General features: G+C 64.2%; 18 protein-coding genes. 6 read left to right on the top strand and 12 right to left on the bottom strand.

Features of this window, described 5'->3' with window-relative positions:
• Nucleotides 1-2 precede the first annotated feature (2 nt).
• Together KH389_RS13595 and KH389_RS13590 are read left to right on the top strand one after the other, a co-directional pair.
• On the top strand, nucleotides 3-1,010 hold the full coding sequence (locus KH389_RS13595) for a magnesium chelatase ATPase subunit I (RefSeq protein WP_213605665.1): 1,008 nt from the start codon (nucleotides 3-5) through the stop codon (nucleotides 1,008-1,010).
• On the top strand, nucleotides 1,007-1,675 hold the full coding sequence (locus KH389_RS13590; RefSeq protein ID WP_229589463.1) for a vWA domain-containing protein: 669 nt from the start codon (nucleotides 1,007-1,009) through the stop codon (nucleotides 1,673-1,675). Before KH389_RS13595 ends, KH389_RS13590 begins: the two co-directional genes overlap by 4 nt.
• Nucleotides 1,676-1,792: 117 nt before the next feature.
• On the opposite strand, the gene KH389_RS13585 is transcribed toward KH389_RS13590, so the two are convergent.
• Entirely contained in the window at nucleotides 1,793-2,059 is a 267-nt protein-coding gene (locus KH389_RS13585) for a hypothetical protein (protein ID WP_054914565.1), read from the bottom strand.
• A gap of 323 nt (nucleotides 2,060-2,382) precedes the next feature.
• Here KH389_RS13585 and KH389_RS13580 point away from each other — a divergent pair, with 323 nt between their 5' ends.
• Entirely contained in the window at nucleotides 2,383-3,708 is a 1,326-nt protein-coding gene (locus tag KH389_RS13580; protein ID WP_043861458.1) for a sigma-54 dependent transcriptional regulator, read from the top strand.
• 88 nt (nucleotides 3,709-3,796) lie between these two features.
• On the opposite strand, the gene KH389_RS13575 is transcribed toward KH389_RS13580, so the two are convergent.
• The 9 genes from KH389_RS13575 to KH389_RS13535 all read right to left on the bottom strand — a co-directional run bounded on the left by KH389_RS13575 (nucleotide 3,797) and on the right by KH389_RS13535 (nucleotide 11,929).
• Nucleotides 3,797-5,083 carry a hypothetical protein gene (locus tag KH389_RS13575; protein ID WP_213605664.1) on the bottom strand — a complete coding sequence of 429 codons (1,287 nt, stop codon included), beginning with the start codon at nucleotides 5,081-5,083 and terminating at the stop codon, nucleotides 3,797-3,799.
• A gap of 47 nt (nucleotides 5,084-5,130) precedes the next feature.
• Complete coding sequence (locus KH389_RS13570) at nucleotides 5,131-5,871, bottom strand: hypothetical protein (RefSeq protein ID WP_213605663.1); 741 nt, start codon at nucleotides 5,869-5,871, stop codon at nucleotides 5,131-5,133.
• Nucleotides 5,872-5,904: 33 nt separating this feature from the next.
• A complete protein-coding gene (locus KH389_RS13565; RefSeq protein ID WP_043861461.1) occupies nucleotides 5,905-6,585 on the bottom strand; it encodes a C39 family peptidase in 681 nt (226 codons plus the stop codon).
• 60 nt (nucleotides 6,586-6,645) lie between these two features.
• Entirely contained in the window at nucleotides 6,646-7,641 is a 996-nt protein-coding gene (locus tag KH389_RS13560; protein WP_043861462.1) for a hypothetical protein, read from the bottom strand.
• Between the two features lie 65 nt (nucleotides 7,642-7,706).
• Entirely contained in the window at nucleotides 7,707-8,279 is a 573-nt protein-coding gene (locus KH389_RS13555; protein ID WP_213605662.1) for an adhesin, read from the bottom strand.
• 1 nt (nucleotide 8,280) lies between these two features.
• Nucleotides 8,281-8,733, bottom strand: coding sequence for a hypothetical protein (locus KH389_RS13550; RefSeq protein ID WP_370409168.1), 453 nt, complete (start codon nucleotides 8,731-8,733; stop codon nucleotides 8,281-8,283).
• A gap of 295 nt (nucleotides 8,734-9,028) precedes the next feature.
• The gene (locus tag KH389_RS13545; RefSeq protein ID WP_078480387.1) at nucleotides 9,029-9,580 is read right to left on the bottom strand and encodes an AAA family ATPase; all 552 of its coding nucleotides are present in this window, start codon (nucleotides 9,578-9,580) and stop codon (nucleotides 9,029-9,031) included.
• Nucleotides 9,577-10,143, bottom strand: a complete 567-nt coding sequence (pnuC, locus tag KH389_RS13540) for a nicotinamide riboside transporter PnuC (protein ID WP_100632791.1) — start codon at nucleotides 10,141-10,143, stop codon at nucleotides 9,577-9,579. Before pnuC ends, KH389_RS13545 begins: the two co-directional genes overlap by 4 nt.
• A gap of 151 nt (nucleotides 10,144-10,294) precedes the next feature.
• Nucleotides 10,295-11,929, bottom strand: a complete 1,635-nt coding sequence (locus tag KH389_RS13535; protein ID WP_043861500.1) for a methyl-accepting chemotaxis protein — start codon at nucleotides 11,927-11,929, stop codon at nucleotides 10,295-10,297.
• Nucleotides 11,930-12,213: 284 nt separating this feature from the next.
• Between KH389_RS13535 and KH389_RS13530 the strand changes: the two genes are divergently transcribed.
• Nucleotides 12,214-13,044 (top strand): undecaprenyl-diphosphate phosphatase, encoded by an 831-nt coding sequence (locus KH389_RS13530; protein ID WP_213605661.1) that lies wholly within the window; start codon nucleotides 12,214-12,216, stop codon nucleotides 13,042-13,044.
• Nucleotide 13,045: 1 nt separating this feature from the next.
• The gene (locus KH389_RS13525; RefSeq protein ID WP_236066268.1) at nucleotides 13,046-13,447 is read left to right on the top strand and encodes a DUF1294 domain-containing protein; all 402 of its coding nucleotides are present in this window, start codon (nucleotides 13,046-13,048) and stop codon (nucleotides 13,445-13,447) included.
• 63 nt (nucleotides 13,448-13,510) lie between these two features.
• Here the strand turns inward: KH389_RS13525 and KH389_RS13520 are convergent, their stop codons facing one another.
• Together KH389_RS13520 and KH389_RS13515 are read right to left on the bottom strand one after the other, a co-directional pair.
• Entirely contained in the window at nucleotides 13,511-13,870 is a 360-nt protein-coding gene (locus KH389_RS13520) for an MmcQ/YjbR family DNA-binding protein (RefSeq protein ID WP_043861467.1), read from the bottom strand.
• Nucleotides 13,863-14,771 (bottom strand): LysR substrate-binding domain-containing protein, encoded by a 909-nt coding sequence (locus KH389_RS13515; protein ID WP_043861502.1) that lies wholly within the window; start codon nucleotides 14,769-14,771, stop codon nucleotides 13,863-13,865. Before KH389_RS13515 ends, KH389_RS13520 begins: the two co-directional genes overlap by 8 nt.
• Before the next feature lie 128 nt (nucleotides 14,772-14,899).
• Here KH389_RS13515 and KH389_RS13510 point away from each other — a divergent pair, with 128 nt between their 5' ends.
• Nucleotides 14,900-15,511, top strand: coding sequence for an FMN-dependent NADH-azoreductase (locus KH389_RS13510; RefSeq protein WP_054914558.1), 612 nt, complete (start codon nucleotides 14,900-14,902; stop codon nucleotides 15,509-15,511).
• Nucleotides 15,512-15,610: the final 99 nt, after the last annotated feature.

The following is a 15,610-nucleotide window of genomic DNA, read 5'->3' as shown; positions in this document are numbered from 1 at the left end:
ACATGAGCGAACCCGTACATTTTCCGCTGGCCGCCGTGGTCGGCGCCCACGACCTGAAGCTGGCGCTGTGCCTGACGGCCATCGACCCCAGGATCGGCGGCGTGCTGATCGAAGGCCCGCGCGGCATGGCCAAGAGCACCCTGGCCCGGGGCCTGGCCGACCTGCTGGGCGAGGGGCCCTTCGTGACCTTGCCGCTGGGCGCCACCGAGGAGCGCCTGGTCGGCACCCTGGACCTGGATGCTGCGCTTGGGCAGGGCCGCGCCCAGTTCTCGCCGGGTGTGCTGGCCAAGGCTGATGGCGGCGTGCTGTACGTCGACGAGGTCAACCTGCTGCCCGATCACCTGGTCGACCTGCTGCTGGATGTGGCTGCCAGCGGCACCAACCGGGTAGAGCGCGATGGCATTTCCCATCGGCACAGTGCGCGCTTCGTGCTGATCGGCACCATGAACCCGGAGGAGGGCGAGCTGCGTCCGCAGTTGCTCGACCGGTTCGGCCTGAATGTGGCCCTGCAGGGCCAGCCGCTGCCCGAGGCGCGCGGCCAGATCATCCGCCGCCGGCTGGACTTCGACAGCGACCCGCAGGCGTTCTGCGCGCAGTGGGCCGATGCCCAGGCCGAGCTGCGCCAGCGCTGCCAGCAGGCACGCGAACGCCTGGAACAGATTGCCCTGGATGACCAGGCCCTGGCGCAGATCACCCAGCGCTGCTTCGAGGCCGGGGTCGACGGCCTGCGCGCCGACCTGGTCTGGTTGCGTGCCGCCCGTGCCCATGCGGCCTGGCGCAGTGCACCGGGCATCGAGGCCGAGGATATCGAGGCGGTGGCAGAGTTTGCCTTGCGCCATCGGCGCCATGACCGGCCCGCCGAGCAACCGCCTCGCCCCGACGCTCAGCCCCAGGGGCAATCGAGCCCGTCGAGCGAGCCCCTGGGCAGTGGCCAGTGGGGTGAGCTGCCAGGCCAGCCGGTGGCTGTGGGCGCTCGGCGCGAGGTACCGCGCTGGCCAAAAAAGCCTTGAGCATCCGCCCGCGCTCGCACCCAGCGGCGGATGCCAGGCCCCGTGCAGGCAAGCTCGACCGGGGCCCGCGCGGGCGTGCCCGGGCAGCCGGGCAGGGCAGCGTGGCCTGGCCTGCCACCCTGCTCAAGGGCCGCCCGCGCCAGCGCGACGAGCTGTGCTGGGCGCAGCGCACCGCCGCGCCGACGCAGCTCTGGCTGGTGATTGTGGATGCGTCGGCGTCTACCCGGCGTTACCAGGCACTGAGCAAGGCCAAGGGTTTGCTGGCCGAACTGTTCGACCAGGCGTACCGGGCCCGCGCCAGGCTCGCCCTGCTCACGGCCAGCGGCCGCGAACCGCGCTGGCAGCGCCACGGCCTGAAGGCCTCTGCTGCGCTGCAGCCCTGGCTGGCGGAGCTCGGCGCCGGCGGAGGCACGCCACTGCTCGAGGCACTGCAGCAGGCCCGGCAATGGCTGACCCAACGCCAGCGGCGCTACCCCAATGAGGTGCAGCACTGCCTGATCCTAACCGATGGCCGGCTCAAGGCCTGGCCGGCGCTGGAGGCACTGCCGTGCAGCAGCCTGCTGGTGGACATGGAAAGCGCACCGGTTCGCCTGGGCCGCGCCAGGCAAATGGCGCTGGAACTGGGTGCGCAATACCAACACCTGGAACAGTTCAACTTGCGTTGAAACAAGTACTTGGGCCGTAAACTGCGGCCAACTGCCGCAGCCGCCGGCGCACACTTCACAAACAAAAAAAGTGCACCCGGTGGGTGCACTTTTGCATGAACGGGGCAGGCCAGAAAGTTACTTCGGCATGCTCCACGGCTGCAAGTCATAACCTTTCTGGCTCAACTCGGCGCGCACTTCCTCGATCAGGTGTGCCAATTGCTGCGGGTCGGAATAGGTGCTGCTTGGAACTTGCTTGCTGCCGATACGGGTGCTGGTCCGGTCGATTACCGCCAGGCTGAGTTCGCCAGTGCCGTTAGGCACATCCCAGGCGACGCACTGGAAAGGTTCGAAGGCGTGGTCGGCAATCAGCAGTGCTTCGTTGACACGGAGCGGGGCGTTCATGGGTTCGGTCTCTCTGTGGTCCCAAACATTGAAAAAGTTGCGGCAAGGTGTGTTCCCTGCGGCAGGTTACTTGTACTGATGCACGCAGTAGTGGGTCAGGTCACACTGCAAGTAATGTTTTTTTAATCGGTGCTGACAATCTGCATTCATTGGCAACATCTGGGACGTTGAATTAACAGGAAAATTCTACCGAGCCGAAAGCAAGGCCGTATTTGCAGACGGACGGTAGTGGGCATTCTGACGTTGGTTGCTACTGTTACAGACGGGCCATACAACATGCTGTTTCTACTAACATTTCCAATAATTGGCGCCAAGGAAAGGTCATGCTGGAACCGGTACCGAACCGCCGCTTGCTGATCGTTGACCCTTGTGACGATTGCCACCGCTTGTTGCCAGGCCTGCGCAGCGTAGGTTGGGACGTGCGCACCTGCACCCTTGCCACTGCCCTGGAGCACCCTTGCGATGTGGGGCTGCTGCGCCTGCACGCCAGCCACCTGCAGCACCCCGATGCGGTCAAGGACCTGATCAGCCGCAGCGGTACCGAGTGGATCGCGGTGCTCAGCGCCGAGGAGCTGCGCGCGCAGAACGTGGGTGATTTTGTGTGCGAGTGGTTTTTTGACTTCCATACGTTGCCATTCGATGTCTCCCGCGTGCAGGTGACCCTGGGTCGCGCATTCGGCATGGCACGCCTGCGCGGCAAGGGCAACCTGCATGTGGATGAGCCCGAGCACGAACTGCTGGGTGACAGCCGCCCGATCCGCGAACTGCGCAAGTTGCTGAGCAAGCTGGCGCCCACCGAGTCACCGGTGCTGATTCGAGGCGAGAGCGGTACCGGCAAGGAACTGGTGGCGCGCACCCTGCACCGGCAGTCGCAGCGCCACGACAAACCGTTCGTGGCGATCAACTGCGGGGCGATTCCCGAACACCTGATCCAGTCCGAGCTGTTCGGCCACGAAAAGGGCGCCTTCACCGGCGCGCACCAGCGCAAGGTCGGGCGCATCGAGGCTGCCAACGGCGGCACGCTGTTTCTCGACGAGATCGGCGACCTGCCGCTGGAACTGCAGGCCAACCTGCTGCGCTTTCTGCAGGAAAAGCATATCGAACGGGTGGGCGGCAGCCAGCCGATTGCGGTGGACGTGCGCGTGCTGGCTGCGACCCATGTCGACCTGGAGAGCGCGATCACCAGCGGGCGTTTTCGCGAAGACCTGTATTACCGGCTCAACGTGCTGCAGGTGGTGACGGCACCGCTGCGTGACCGGCATGGCGACCTGTCGATGCTGGCCAGCCACTTTTCGCGTTTCTACAGCCAGGAAACCGGCCGGCGCCCGCGCACCTTCAGCGAAGACGCGCTGATGGCGATGGGCAAGCATGATTGGCCGGGCAATGTGCGCGAACTGGCCAACCGCGTGCGTCGCGGCCTGGTGCTGGCCGAAGGGCGGCAGATCGAGGCCCAGGACCTCGGGTTGCAGGGCGCGCAGGTCGAGATGACGCCGATGGGTACCCTGGAAGACTACAAGCACCGCGCCGAGCGCCAGGCGCTGTGTGACGTGCTCAATCGTCACAGTGACAACCTCAGCATTGCGGCCAAGGTGCTTGGGGTGTCGCGGCCTACGTTCTACCGGTTGCTGCACAAGCATCAGATTCGCTGAAGATCCCACGCTACGTCCATTCGCCAGCAAGGCTGGCTCCTACCCGAAGGTAGGAGCCAGCCTTGCTGGCGAATGGCGTCGGCGCAGATCAGAAGTAGTAAGGGAATTTGAGGCTGAAGGTGAAGTCCGGCGCATCGTCGGTCAGGCCGATCGACAGGTTGGGCACTATGGTCAGGTTGTCGGTGGCGGCCAGGGTCATGCCCACGTTGAAATAGGCGGCGTTGGCATCACTGCTGGGTACCGAGGTCCAGCTGTCGCCGGTTTCGGCCGACTTGATCTTGGATTTGCGCGCGATCAGGTCGGACACCGAGAACGACATGCTCATCTTCTCGTTCAGCGCAAAGGCGATACCGGCGCCGATCTGGAAGCTGTCGCCCAGCTTGACCTTGCCCGGCACCTTGACCCCGGACGTGGAGCTGACGTCACTGAACGACTCTTCCAGGGTATGGGTATAGGACAGGCTGCCGAACAGTACTGCCGGGTCGAACGTCTTGACCAGCGAGATGCCCGGGCTGATGGACCATACGCCGTTGCCGGTGGGCAGGTCTTCGGGGTAGGCGAGGCTGTCGTTGTTCGGGTCCTGGATCAGCTTGATGCCGAACGGGTCCTTGCCGGTGGGCGCCTTGACCCGCAGGGTGAGCACCGCATCGGGGCTGTTTTCCGATTCGTCGAGGAACTTGTAGGCCACCCCGAAGTTGACATCCCCCAGGGTCGGGTCGCGGGTGACGGTCTGTTCGGTCACGCCCTGGGCGTTGTTGCCGGCGCCCCCGGACTGGTAGGTGGACTCGCGGTAGACGATGGGGGCGTTGATATCGAACTGCCAACGCTGGTCGAGGTTGTATCGGGCAGTCAGGTCCAGGGTCCAGTTGTCGGCCTTGATGCGGTCCAGGTTGATGTTGCCCAGGAAAATCGAGTCCAGCGCGAGGAAACCGTTGAGGATCAGTTGGCGGGTGTCGTAGCGGGCGTAGGTGATGCCGGTCTCGACGCTGAACTTGCCGCCACCGAAGAAGCCGCTGGCCTCGTCGTACAGGTTGGACACGCTCTGCGCAGGTTCCGAATCGCCCTTGAGCGCTTCGCCGTAGGAACTGCCGGTGCCGGGGGCCGCCCCGGATGCAGTAGCCACCTGGCCTGACCGGGTGGAGGCCGCTGGCGAGCGGGTCAGGCGCTGAGGGGGTGCCGCGGGTTGCTCTTCAACCTGGCGGACCCGCTGCTCGAGCACCATCAGTGCCTGCTGCTGGGATTCATAACGTTGCTTGAGTGCCTGCAACTCCTGTTTCAGGGCCTCAACTTGCGGATCTGGCGCCGCTTGCAGCAGCGCTGAAGACGCCAGAGTGCTCACACAGACCACTGCCTTCAACGAAAACGATCGATGCATGGGTTAGCCGTCCCTTCCAACTGCGGTGAATTGAGACAGAGCGTAGATCAATATCCGGAAATACGAAGGCCCTTGAGTTGATCCAGGTTGCAGTTCAAGGCCCCGGCAGTAGGCAGGTTGTTGCGCAGTACCACATTGAGCTGGGTGATGTTGTTGACGGCGTTGTTGCCGCCCAGGAGCGTGGTGGCCTGCAGCAGCCCGCCCTGGGCCAGGCGCTGCACCGTATTGCCCTGGTTGTTGTTGGCCTGGATACCCAGCTGGATGCCCTTGCCGGTGGCGGAAACGCTCAGCGTGCCGGCGCCATTGCTGCCGGTGATGGTCTGCCCGCTACCCAGCAACTGACCCTGTGGTTTGCCCGCCGCCGGGGCGCTGTTGGCTTCCTTCACGTTGATCGAGACATTGTTGTAGGCCGTGTTGTAGTCGCCCGCTGCGCGTACCGACTGGGTAACGCCCTGGGTCGTGCCAAGGCCGGCCCCGCCGGTGACGGTACCGTTGCCCTGGGTTACCGGGGCGCCGTTGCCATCGCGCGTGTCGAGCGAGACATAGAACTGAGGCTTGAACGAGGACTGCTGCACTTGCATGCTGGCGGTGGCGCCGATGCTGTCGCCGCGGGCGTTCTGCCAGGTGCTGCTCATCACCACGCCAAAGCTGATGATGCGCCCTGGCATCACATAGCGTCCGCGCAGTTCGGACAGTTCCTGGTCCTTGATCTCGATGGGCTTGAACTGCGCATGGGCAGGCAAGCTGGCGGCCAGGCAGGCGGCAACCAGCCAGGTTGAAGTCTTCATCGGGTGCTCCCCGGAGCTTCATGCCCCTTCTGATTAGAAGAAATCACTTTGTATGAAACCAAAATCCATCAACTGCGCATCGTCTACCGGGCTGAACCCGTTGATCTTGTTTTTTGCAGTCAAGGGTTGTGGCGGGTCGAGCAATGCGTTGGCCTTGTCATAGCCAGGGCCGATGACGGCAAAGATGATGCCGTTCCAGCCTTTGACGAAATCATCGAACTTGTAGCGTTTGTGGCCCAGAACCGGGTCACCGATGTACACCCAGTCCTTTTCGGTGCGTTGCAGCACCACGAAGTGCTTGTAGCCGCGAATGTCCATCAGCACCACCACTGGAATGGTGACGCTTTGCAGGCTCTCGGGCGGGATCCGATAGCCCCGGGCACGCATGCCGATGCTTTCCACGTATTTCTTCATGTCCAGCATGGAGAAGCCCTGGGTCTTGACCACTTGCTGGTCGGCGTGGGCGAGCATGCCGTCGATGATGTGTTCTTCGTCGACGTCCAGCCAGTAGGCCTGCTTGAGGACGGTGGCCAGGGCGGCGGCGCCGCAACTGAAATCGGTTTTCTGTTGTACAAGGTCGGCGAAGCGTCGTTCGCGAATGCTCTGGATGGGCTTGTAAATGACATTGCCGCCCGGCAGGGCAGCGATGGGCATCTGTGCGGCCTCGGCCAGGCTGGCCAGAAACAGCAATGCGGCAAGCAGGGCAATGCGCATGGTCTTCGCACCGTGTAGATGGCAGGAAAGGGGCCCCTGGGGGCCCCGTCCTTTTTCAGCTTACAGGCAGGCGCGGCAGCCTGCTGCGATGGACAGCGAGTTGCTCTGCTGGTTGCCCGAGCCGGCCGACACGTTGGCGCCCACGTTGCCCGACACGCCATTGAGCGAGTTGCTCATGTTGGCGTTGTTGACCACAGGGTTGGCCCAGCCGGTAGGTTTGAGCACCTGGTAGGTGTAGACGCCACCGAGTACGAAGCTGCCTTCTTCGGTGAAGGTAAGCTTGTCTTTCTGTGGTTTGTTGCCGCCACGATCATCCCAGCCACCGTTGTGCCCGGGTTTGTCGTCTTTGCGTTCCACGTAGCCGTGGCCTTCGCCTTCGTACTGGCCATAGGCGGCAAAGGCGCCACCGAGGGTTTCCTTGGTGTAGGTACGGTCGGCCTTGTTGTTGACGCTCAGGCCGGAGGTGGACTGGTTGGCGGCTGCGCTGGCCACGGCCACACGGCCGCCGGACACGGCGATTGCCAGGTTGTTTTTCTGTTGGTTGAAGTCGCCGGCGGTCACGTTGACACCGATGTTGCCGGAGCTGTTGTTCGCCGAATTGGTGAGATTGGCGTTGTTCTGGGTAGAGAAGTTGTTGACGATGTTGCTGGTGTTGGTCTGGGTGGCGCTGGAAACAGCAACCGCACTGCCGAAGATGAAGCGTTCGTCGGCGGTGGCGATGGCGGCAACGTTGTCTTGCTGGTTGCCGTCACCGGCTGCCACGTTGGCGCCCAGGTTGCCTTGAGAGCCGTTTGCCGAGTTGTCCATGGTGCCGTTGTTGCGGGTGTTCTCGTTGAGCACACCGTTACCACCATTGCCCTGGGTATCGATCACGGTGGCGCCAGCGCCGGCGTTTACCAGCAGGGCGAGCAGCGCGCTGGAATTGTTGTTGCCGCCGTTATTGCCGCCATTGTGTCCGCCGTTGTGACCACCGTTGTTTCCGCCCGCTTGTGCAGCAACTGCCATGACCGCTGCGAGTGCGAATACCAGAGGCTTGAGTGCCATTGTGGGTTTCATGGTGTTTCTCCGCATTGTTTTTAGTTGTTAAGTGTTGTGTTGTGCTGCGTTGTGAACTGCTCGGGTCAATCTGCGACCCGTACGCTCAGGGTGTTGGCCATTCGGTTCCCGACCCCGGCGCTCTGGTTCAACTGGATCACCCCACGGCTGCCGGTGAAGGCCTGATCGCTGGTAGCGACCTGGCGACTGCCGGGGGTTTGACCTGTCGAGCCTGAGCCGTTTGACAGCGCCACGTTCTGCTGGTCGAGGACGCTGTCGTCGATGCTCTGCGCGGTGGCACTGATGCTTACCCGCACGGCATTGACTTGTTGTGTGTTGGCACCGGCCGACTGGTTGATCCCAATCATCCCGTTACCGTTGGTGAAGGCGTTGCCACCGATGCTGGCGCGGGCATTGATCGCGCTGCTGGCAGGGGTGTCGATGCGCTGGCGCACCTGGGTGGTGGCGGTGGCATCGGGGTTGATGGCAATGGCGCGGCTGTTGTTCTGTTGCTGCTGGTCGCCAGCCGCCTGGTTGATGGTCATGTTGCCCTTGTAGCCCTGGCCGCTGGCGTTGATGGTGGCGTTGTCATTGACCGGTTGGGCGGCCAGGGCCGACGCGCTGCAGGCCAGCGCCAGAAACAGCAGTGAGTGGTTCATCTCAACGGCCCCCGGTCAGGATCTGCAGCGGCGCAAGGCCACGCTGCACGTTCTGGTTGACCGAATTGGAGATGCTGTTGGCGCCCCCTGCGCCAGGCCCGGCGCCGCCACGCAGGCCCGGCAGGCTGGTGGGCACGGCCCCCATGCCGCGGATGTTGCCGGACGCGTCGGGCATCAACACCCGGTTTACACTGGCACCGCTGGCCACACCGGCAAAGTCGCCATCGCTGAGCTCGTTGGTCTGGCTCAGGATGCGTGGCGACTGATTGGCATTGACGGTCATGGGGCGGGGGTCGGGGGTGCCGGTCGGGCGAACGGCCGAACGGGGCTGAACCTGGCGCTGGATGATGATGGTGCCGTCGCCGGCGGCCAGTATCGGCAGGCTCAGGGTGCTGGCGCCCAGCGCACAGCCCATGACGAAAAGACTCAGCAGCTTGTTGGTGTGATTCCCCACGGCAGCGATTCCTTCTTCGGTGCGCTGGCCCTATCAGCGTTGCGAGAAGGAGAGCAGAAGCTGTGCCGCTTTTGCTTTGTGCCAGCGAATCAAGGGCATAACGCACGGGGCAGGGGCCGGTCGGACAATCTGTATCACCGGTGATACAACCGCTGGTCCTTTTTACAGGCCTTGCAGCAGCGCAGATGCCCGGCGTGCCCCGAGGGTGGGTGTATCACCGGCTTAACACGTCACCGCGTGTTGGGCGCAAGTGCTCTGGATCGGCGGTTGAGGTGGCCGGGTGTGTAACGCCGGGTTAACACTCGGTGGCGCAGGCCGGGGGCTTGCCTTCCAGCAGCGCCTGTACGGCCGCCAGTACCGTCGATTGGCGGTATGCCCAGTCGCCCTCGATGACGTGCATGGGTTGGCCATGCCGTTGCAGCCATTGGCGGCTGGCTTCGAAGAACGCCTGGCGTTCCTCCAGCCGTGGCTGACAGCGCTGGCCGTCGCCGACCCAGGGCACGCCTGCGGGGCTGAGCAACAGGTGCAGGTCGTAGCGCCGTGCCAGCAGCGCCTGTTCCAGCCACGCCGGGCAGTCGTTGAACAGTACGCGGCTCCACAGCATGTTGCTCAGCAGGTGCGTATCGAGTATCAGCAGCTCGGGCTGGCGCGCGCGGGCCGCATCCTCCCACACCAGCTGCCCGCGGGCGATGGGGTCGATGTCGGCGTAGCAGGTGTCGCGTCGCTGCTCGTCGATGAAGTGGCGCACGTACTCGCCTACCAGTTCGCCACCGAAATGCGCCTGGATTTCGCCGCCCAGCCAGCTCTTGCCACTGGATTCCGGGCCCGCCAGTACCAGGACCTTCATGGGCTGGCCAAGGCCGGGTCACGTCGCCAGCTACGCCAGCCCTGCAGGGCGATCAGGGTGAACAGCGCATACAGCGCGGCGGTGATGTACATGCCTTTGTAGAGGAACAGGCCGACGAAGATCACGTCCAGCACGATCCACAACGGCCAGCATTGCACGCGCTTTTGCGCCATCCAGAACTGCGCCACCAGGCTGAAGGCGGTGAGGGTGGCGTCCAGCCAGGGCTCTGCAGCATCGGTCCAGGTGGCCATGGCCGCACCGAGGGCCAGGCTGGCCAGCAGGCCCACGCCCAGGCCCGACAGCAGCGGCGCGGTACCCAGGTAGGTCACCTGCCGGATCGGGCGATCCTCGCCGGGGCGTGTCCACTGCCACCACCCATAGAGCTGGAACACGGCAAACGCCAGTTGCAGCAGCATGTTCGAATACAGCTTGAAGTCGAAGAAGATCCAGCTGTAGAGCAGCACCACCAGCAGGCCGATGGGCCAGCACCAGGGGTTCTGGCGGGTCGTGAGCCATACAGCGATGACGCCCAGCACGGCAGCGTACAGTTCCAGGCCGGACATCGGCGTTCCTTGAAGGGGGGCAGGGCGGCGATTGTACCTTGTGGCACGTCAGGTGCCAGCCTTGGGTGAGCACTTCGCCGCCAAGGCCGGCTCCTGCTGAGGCAATGTCGAGCCTTGCAGAAGTCGGCCGCCGGCGAGGTGCAGGCTGCGGTCAGACCCGGAACTGCCTCAGCAACTGCCCCAGCTGTTCGCTCAACTGGTTCAATGCGGCCCCGGCACTGCTCGACTGGTGCGCCGCCACGGCCGTCTGACGCGACAGCTCGGCCGTCTGGGTGACGTTGTGGTTGATCTCTTCGACCACATGCGACTGCTGCAGCGTGGCACTGGCAATCGAGGCATTCAGCGCGCTGAGGTTGTGCAGTGCCTGGCTGATGGCATCCAGGCTGGCACCGGCCTCGCTGGCCTGTTCGACCGTCTCGCGCGAGGCCAGGCTGCTGGCATCGATCGCCTTGACCGCAGCCTCGGACTGGCCCTGAAGGTGCTCGATCATCTGCTGTATCTCGGCCGTCGACTGCTGGGTGCGTTGCGCCAGCAGGCGCACTTCGTCGGCCACCACGGCGAACCCGCGACCCTGTTCACCCGCCCGCGCGGCCTCGATGGCGGCGTTGAGTGCCAGCAGGTTGGTCTGCTCGGCAATCGAACGGATCACCTCCAGCACGCTGCCGATACGCGTGCTCTGGCCCGCCAGGGCCTGGATCACCTGCACCGCCTGGTCGATGGTGCCCGACAGCTCGTCGATTTTCAGCAGGCTGCCATGAATGCTTTGCCGGCCCTGTTCGGCCCGCTGCTGGGCGTCCTGCATCTCGCTGGAGGCGTGCTCGGCGTTCCTGGCTACGTCCTGCACCGCATAACTGACCTCGTTGATTGCGGTGGCCACCTGTTCCATCTGCTGCGACTGTTGTTCGCTGCGCTGGTGCGCCTGGCCGGCGTTGCTGCCTACGTCCCCGGCCGAATGGCCCAGGGCCTGGGCGGCGCCCTGCAACTGGGTCACCACCTGCTGCAGCTTGGCGGTGAAGGTGTTGAAGTGCAGGCCCAGCTGGGTGACTTCATCCTGCCCATGGGTGTCGAGGCGACGGGTCAGGTCGCTTTCGCCGCTGGCGATGTTGCCCATGGCATCCACGGCTTCCTGCAAGGGGCGGGTGATACTGCGGGCGATCAGCATGACCACCAGTGCCATTATCAGCGCGATGACCACCCCCAGCAGCGATGCGTCGCGAAGCTGGCGCACGAACTCGGCGTGCATGTCGTCGATGTACACGCCAGAGCCGATCACCCAGCCCCAGGGTTTGAACAGCTGGATGTACGAGGTTTTTTCCACCGGCTCGCTGGCACCGGGCTTGGGCCAGCGGTAGTCGATGCTGCCGGCGCCCTGGGCCTTGGCCAACGCGACCATTTCGTTGAACAGCGCATAGCCGTCCGGGTCGCGAATGCCGGAGAGGTCCTGGCCTTCGAGCTTGAGGTTCATGGGGTGCATGATCATCTTCGGGCCCAGGTCGTTGATCCAGAAGTAGTCGTCCTGGTCATAACGCAACCCGCGCACCGCACTCAGCGCCTGTTGCTGGGCGGCCTCGCGGGTAAGGGTACCGCTGGCTTCCAGCCCCTGGTAATAGGCCAGCACGCCGGCTGCGGTTTCGACCACGTGCCGGGTCTTTTCGGCCTTTGCCTGGTACAGGTCACCGTGGATCTGACGCAGCATCAGCAGCCCCAGGGTCACCAGCATCAGTACCGCCACCACCAGGATGAGCCACAGCCGACGGCTGATCGACATACTGCGTAAAGTCTTCATGAAGGTCACCCTATGTTCTTGTTATTGTCCGCATCCAACCACGCTTTACCGAAACAACCTACTCGACCAAGGGCTAAGTGATTGATTAGTAGAGCGCTGTCGCGTCGAGCGGCAGCGTTTGCACGAGCGCTCTGTTAGGATTTCGGCCTTCACGGGGCAGTTCTGAAGGCCGGGGTAGCATTTCCTTCGGTTTTGCGACGGAGTGTCGCCGTAATATGCCCGGTTTCGGGCAATCAAATAACGAATGATGAGACCTGCCAGCGGCAATGTCTTACGGGGGAATGATGGATTTTTGGACCGCCATGCAGGCTGTGATTCTCGGCATCGTCGAGGGTCTGACGGAATTTTTGCCCATTTCGAGTACCGGTCACCAGATCGTGGTCGCCGACCTGATCGACTTTGGCGGCGAACGCGCGATGGCGTTCAACATCATCATCCAGCTGGGCGCGATCCTGGCGGTGGTGTGGGAATTTCGCCGCAAGATCCTGGACGTGGTGGTGGGCCTGCCCCGCCAGGCCCGGGCCCAGCGATTTACCCTCAACCTGCTGATCGCCTTCATGCCCGCCGTGGTGCTGGGCGTGCTGTTCGCCGACCTGATCCATGAGTACCTGTTCAACCCGATCACGGTGGCGGTGGCCCTGGTGGTGGGCGGGGTGATCATGCTGTGGGCCGAGCGCCGCCAGCACGTGGTGCGTGCCGAGGAGGTCGATGACATGCGCTGGACCGATGCGCTGAAGATCGGCTGCACGCAGTGCCTGGCAATGATTCCGGGGACTTCGCGGTCGGGCTCGACGATCATCGGCGGGCTGTTGTTCGGCCTGTCGCGCAAGGCCGCCACCGAGTTCTCGTTCTTTCTGGCGATGCCGACCATGGTCGGGGCGGCGGTGTTCTCGGGCTACAAGTACCGTGACCTGTTCCAGCCGGATGACTTCCCGGTGTTCGCCATCGGCTTTGTGGTGTCGTTCATCTTCGCGATGATTGCGGTGCGCGGCTTGCTCAAGTTCATCGCCAGCCACAGCTACGCGGTGTTTGCCTGGTACCGTATCGCATTTGGCCTGGTGATCCTGGCGACCTGGCAGTTCGGCTGGGTCGACTGGGCCGTGGCGCACGGCTGAGATGGCCCGCATCGAAACGCGCCCGCCCATGCGCCACCTGCGCCTCAAGTTGCTGGCATTCGTGGCCCTGTGCCTGCTGCCGGTGCTGGGCGCACTGAAGCTGGGTGTGGGCACAGGCAACTGGTTGTGGCTGGCGGCCTATGGGCTGGCGAGCCTTGGCTGTTTCGGGCTGTATGGCTACGACAAGCGTCAGGCGCGCGGCCAGGGGCAGCGTACCCCCGAGAAGGTGCTGCATGCCTGCGAACTGGTCGGTGGCTGGCCAGGCGCGCTGCTGGCGCAGCAGGTGTTCCGGCACAAGACACGCAAGTTGTCCTATCAGCTGGTGTTCTGGGTGATCGTGCTGGGGCATCAGGTGTTCTGGGCCGACTACCTGTTTCTTGCCGGGCGATTGTTCGGGTTCTAGAGCGCTTTCGCCGGCAAGGTCGGCGCCTTCAGGGGCCGGCCTTGCCGGCGAAAGCCATCGGCCTCAGAGCAGCAACCCGACCTGTACGCGCTTGGGCAATCGCCGCACCACCAGTTGATGCGAGCGGCGCAGCAACTCTTCCAGTTCCCCACGCCCCATCGCATAAGGCTGCGCCACACTGATCCAGTGTGCCCGCGCCAGGTACGGCGCCGGTCGCACCCCGGGGCGGTCCACGTAGCCCAGGAACAGCTCGGTGTCGACCTTGAACGACAAGCCTGCACCCGCCAGGTCCATCACCGCGAACATCTTATTGCCGGCCACCGAGAACACGCGCACGCCACCCCATTTGTAGTCTTCCTGCACACCGGGCAGGCCCAGGCAGAATGCCGCCACCTGTGCCTCGGTCATTTTTCGCTCAGACATAACGCTCTCCGCATTCCTCGAACGAGGCTACCAGGTGATCGATCCACGCCCTGACCGCCGGCAGCACGCCGCGCCGGTGCGGGTACACCGCCTGCAGGTAACCGCCCGGCAGTGACCAGCCCGGCAGCAGGCGTACCAGTTCGCCGCGCTGCAGTTCGGCCTCGCAGTGCATGATAGGCAGCGTGGTGAAGCCCAGGCCCGCCAGGGTGGCGGCCTTGCGCACCACGAAGTCGTCGATGGCCAGGCGCGCTTCCAGGGTCAGGTCCTGCTTGTGGCCCTGCTCGTCGAGCAGGCGCAGGTGCACCAGGCGGTCGGCCTCGACCGCGCCCAGTACCGGCACCCTGGCCAGGTCGGCAGGGGAGCTGACAGGGTGCCGGGCGGCAAACTCAGGTGCGGCCACCAGCAGCATCTGCGCCTGGCGCAGGCGGCGGGTGACCAGTGCCGGGTCTTCGTCGCCCAGGTCGCGCACACGCAGGGCCACGTCGATGCCCTCGGTGATCAGGTCGACCCGGCGGTTGAGCAGCACCATGTCCAGCTGTACCTGCGGGTACTGTTGCAAAAATGCGCTGATCACGCCGGGCAGGAACTCATGGGCCAGGCCCACCGGGCACGACACCCGCAAGCGCCCGCGCGGTTCGCTGGTCATGCTGGCCACCGCTTCGTCGGCCATCTCGGCCTCCAGCAGCATGGCCTGGCAATGGCGCAGGTAGCGCTCGCCCACGGCGGTGAGCTTGAGTTGCCGGGTGGTGCGCTGCAGCAGACGCGTGCCCAGGCGCTCCTCCAGTTCGGCAATGCGCCGCGACAACCTGGATTTGGGCACACCGAGCAGACGCCCGGCCGCCGCGAAGCCGCCGGCCTCCACCACGCGGGCGAAATAGAACAGATCGTTGAGGTCTTGCATGCCGGTCATGGGCATTGTCCTGCCAGTGGGACGAAGAAGTGCGAATTTGCGATCTTATCAGCTATTGGCTATCCCGGTAGCATCCTCCCCATCGTGATCGCCAGCCGATCCTCATTCAGGAGAGCCCCATGAAACTGTTGCACATCGATTCCAGCATCCTCGGCGACAACTCCGCTTCTCGCCAGCTCAGTCAGCGTGTAGTCGCCGCCTGGCAAGCGGCAGAACCTTCGGCGCAGGTGGTCTACCGGGACCTGGCCGCCGATGCCATCAGCCATTTCTCGGCCGCGACCCTGGTTGCCGCCGGCACGCCTGACGAGCTGCGCGATGCGGCGCAGCAACATGAAGCCAGGCTCAGCAGTGAAACCCTGCAGGAGTTTCTGGCGGCCGATGCGGTGGTGATCGCGGCGCCCATGTACAACTTCACCGTGCCGACCCAGCTCAAGGCCTGGATCGACCGCATTGCCGTCGCCGGCCAGACCTTCCGCTACACCGAAGCCGGGCCTGAAGGCCTGTGCGGCAACAAGAAGGTGATCGTGGTGTCGACCTCCGGCGGCCTGCACGTCGGCCAGCCGACCGGTGTGGCCCACGAGGAATTCCTCAAGGTGTTCCTGGGCTTTATCGGCATCACCGACGTCGAGTTCGTGCGCGCCCATGGCCTGGCCTACGGCGACGAGCACCGCAGCAATGCCATGCAGGCCGCCCAGGCGCAGATCGACAGCGAACTGTTCGCGGCTGCCTGAGCCCCTGTCGAAAAGCCGACTTGCGGTCACCCCGCAAGTCGGCTTTTTCATGCACCTTTCATCCAGCCCGGCCTGGCCCGCTCTATGCTTGTCAGTACC

Origin of the sequence: Pseudomonas qingdaonensis, assembly GCF_018398475.1 — a bacterium.
Taxonomy (GTDB): domain Bacteria; phylum Pseudomonadota; class Gammaproteobacteria; order Pseudomonadales; family Pseudomonadaceae; genus Aquipseudomonas; species Aquipseudomonas palmensis.
Note: the sequence above shows the minus strand (reverse complement) of the source record. Positions and strands in the feature narration are given on the sequence as shown.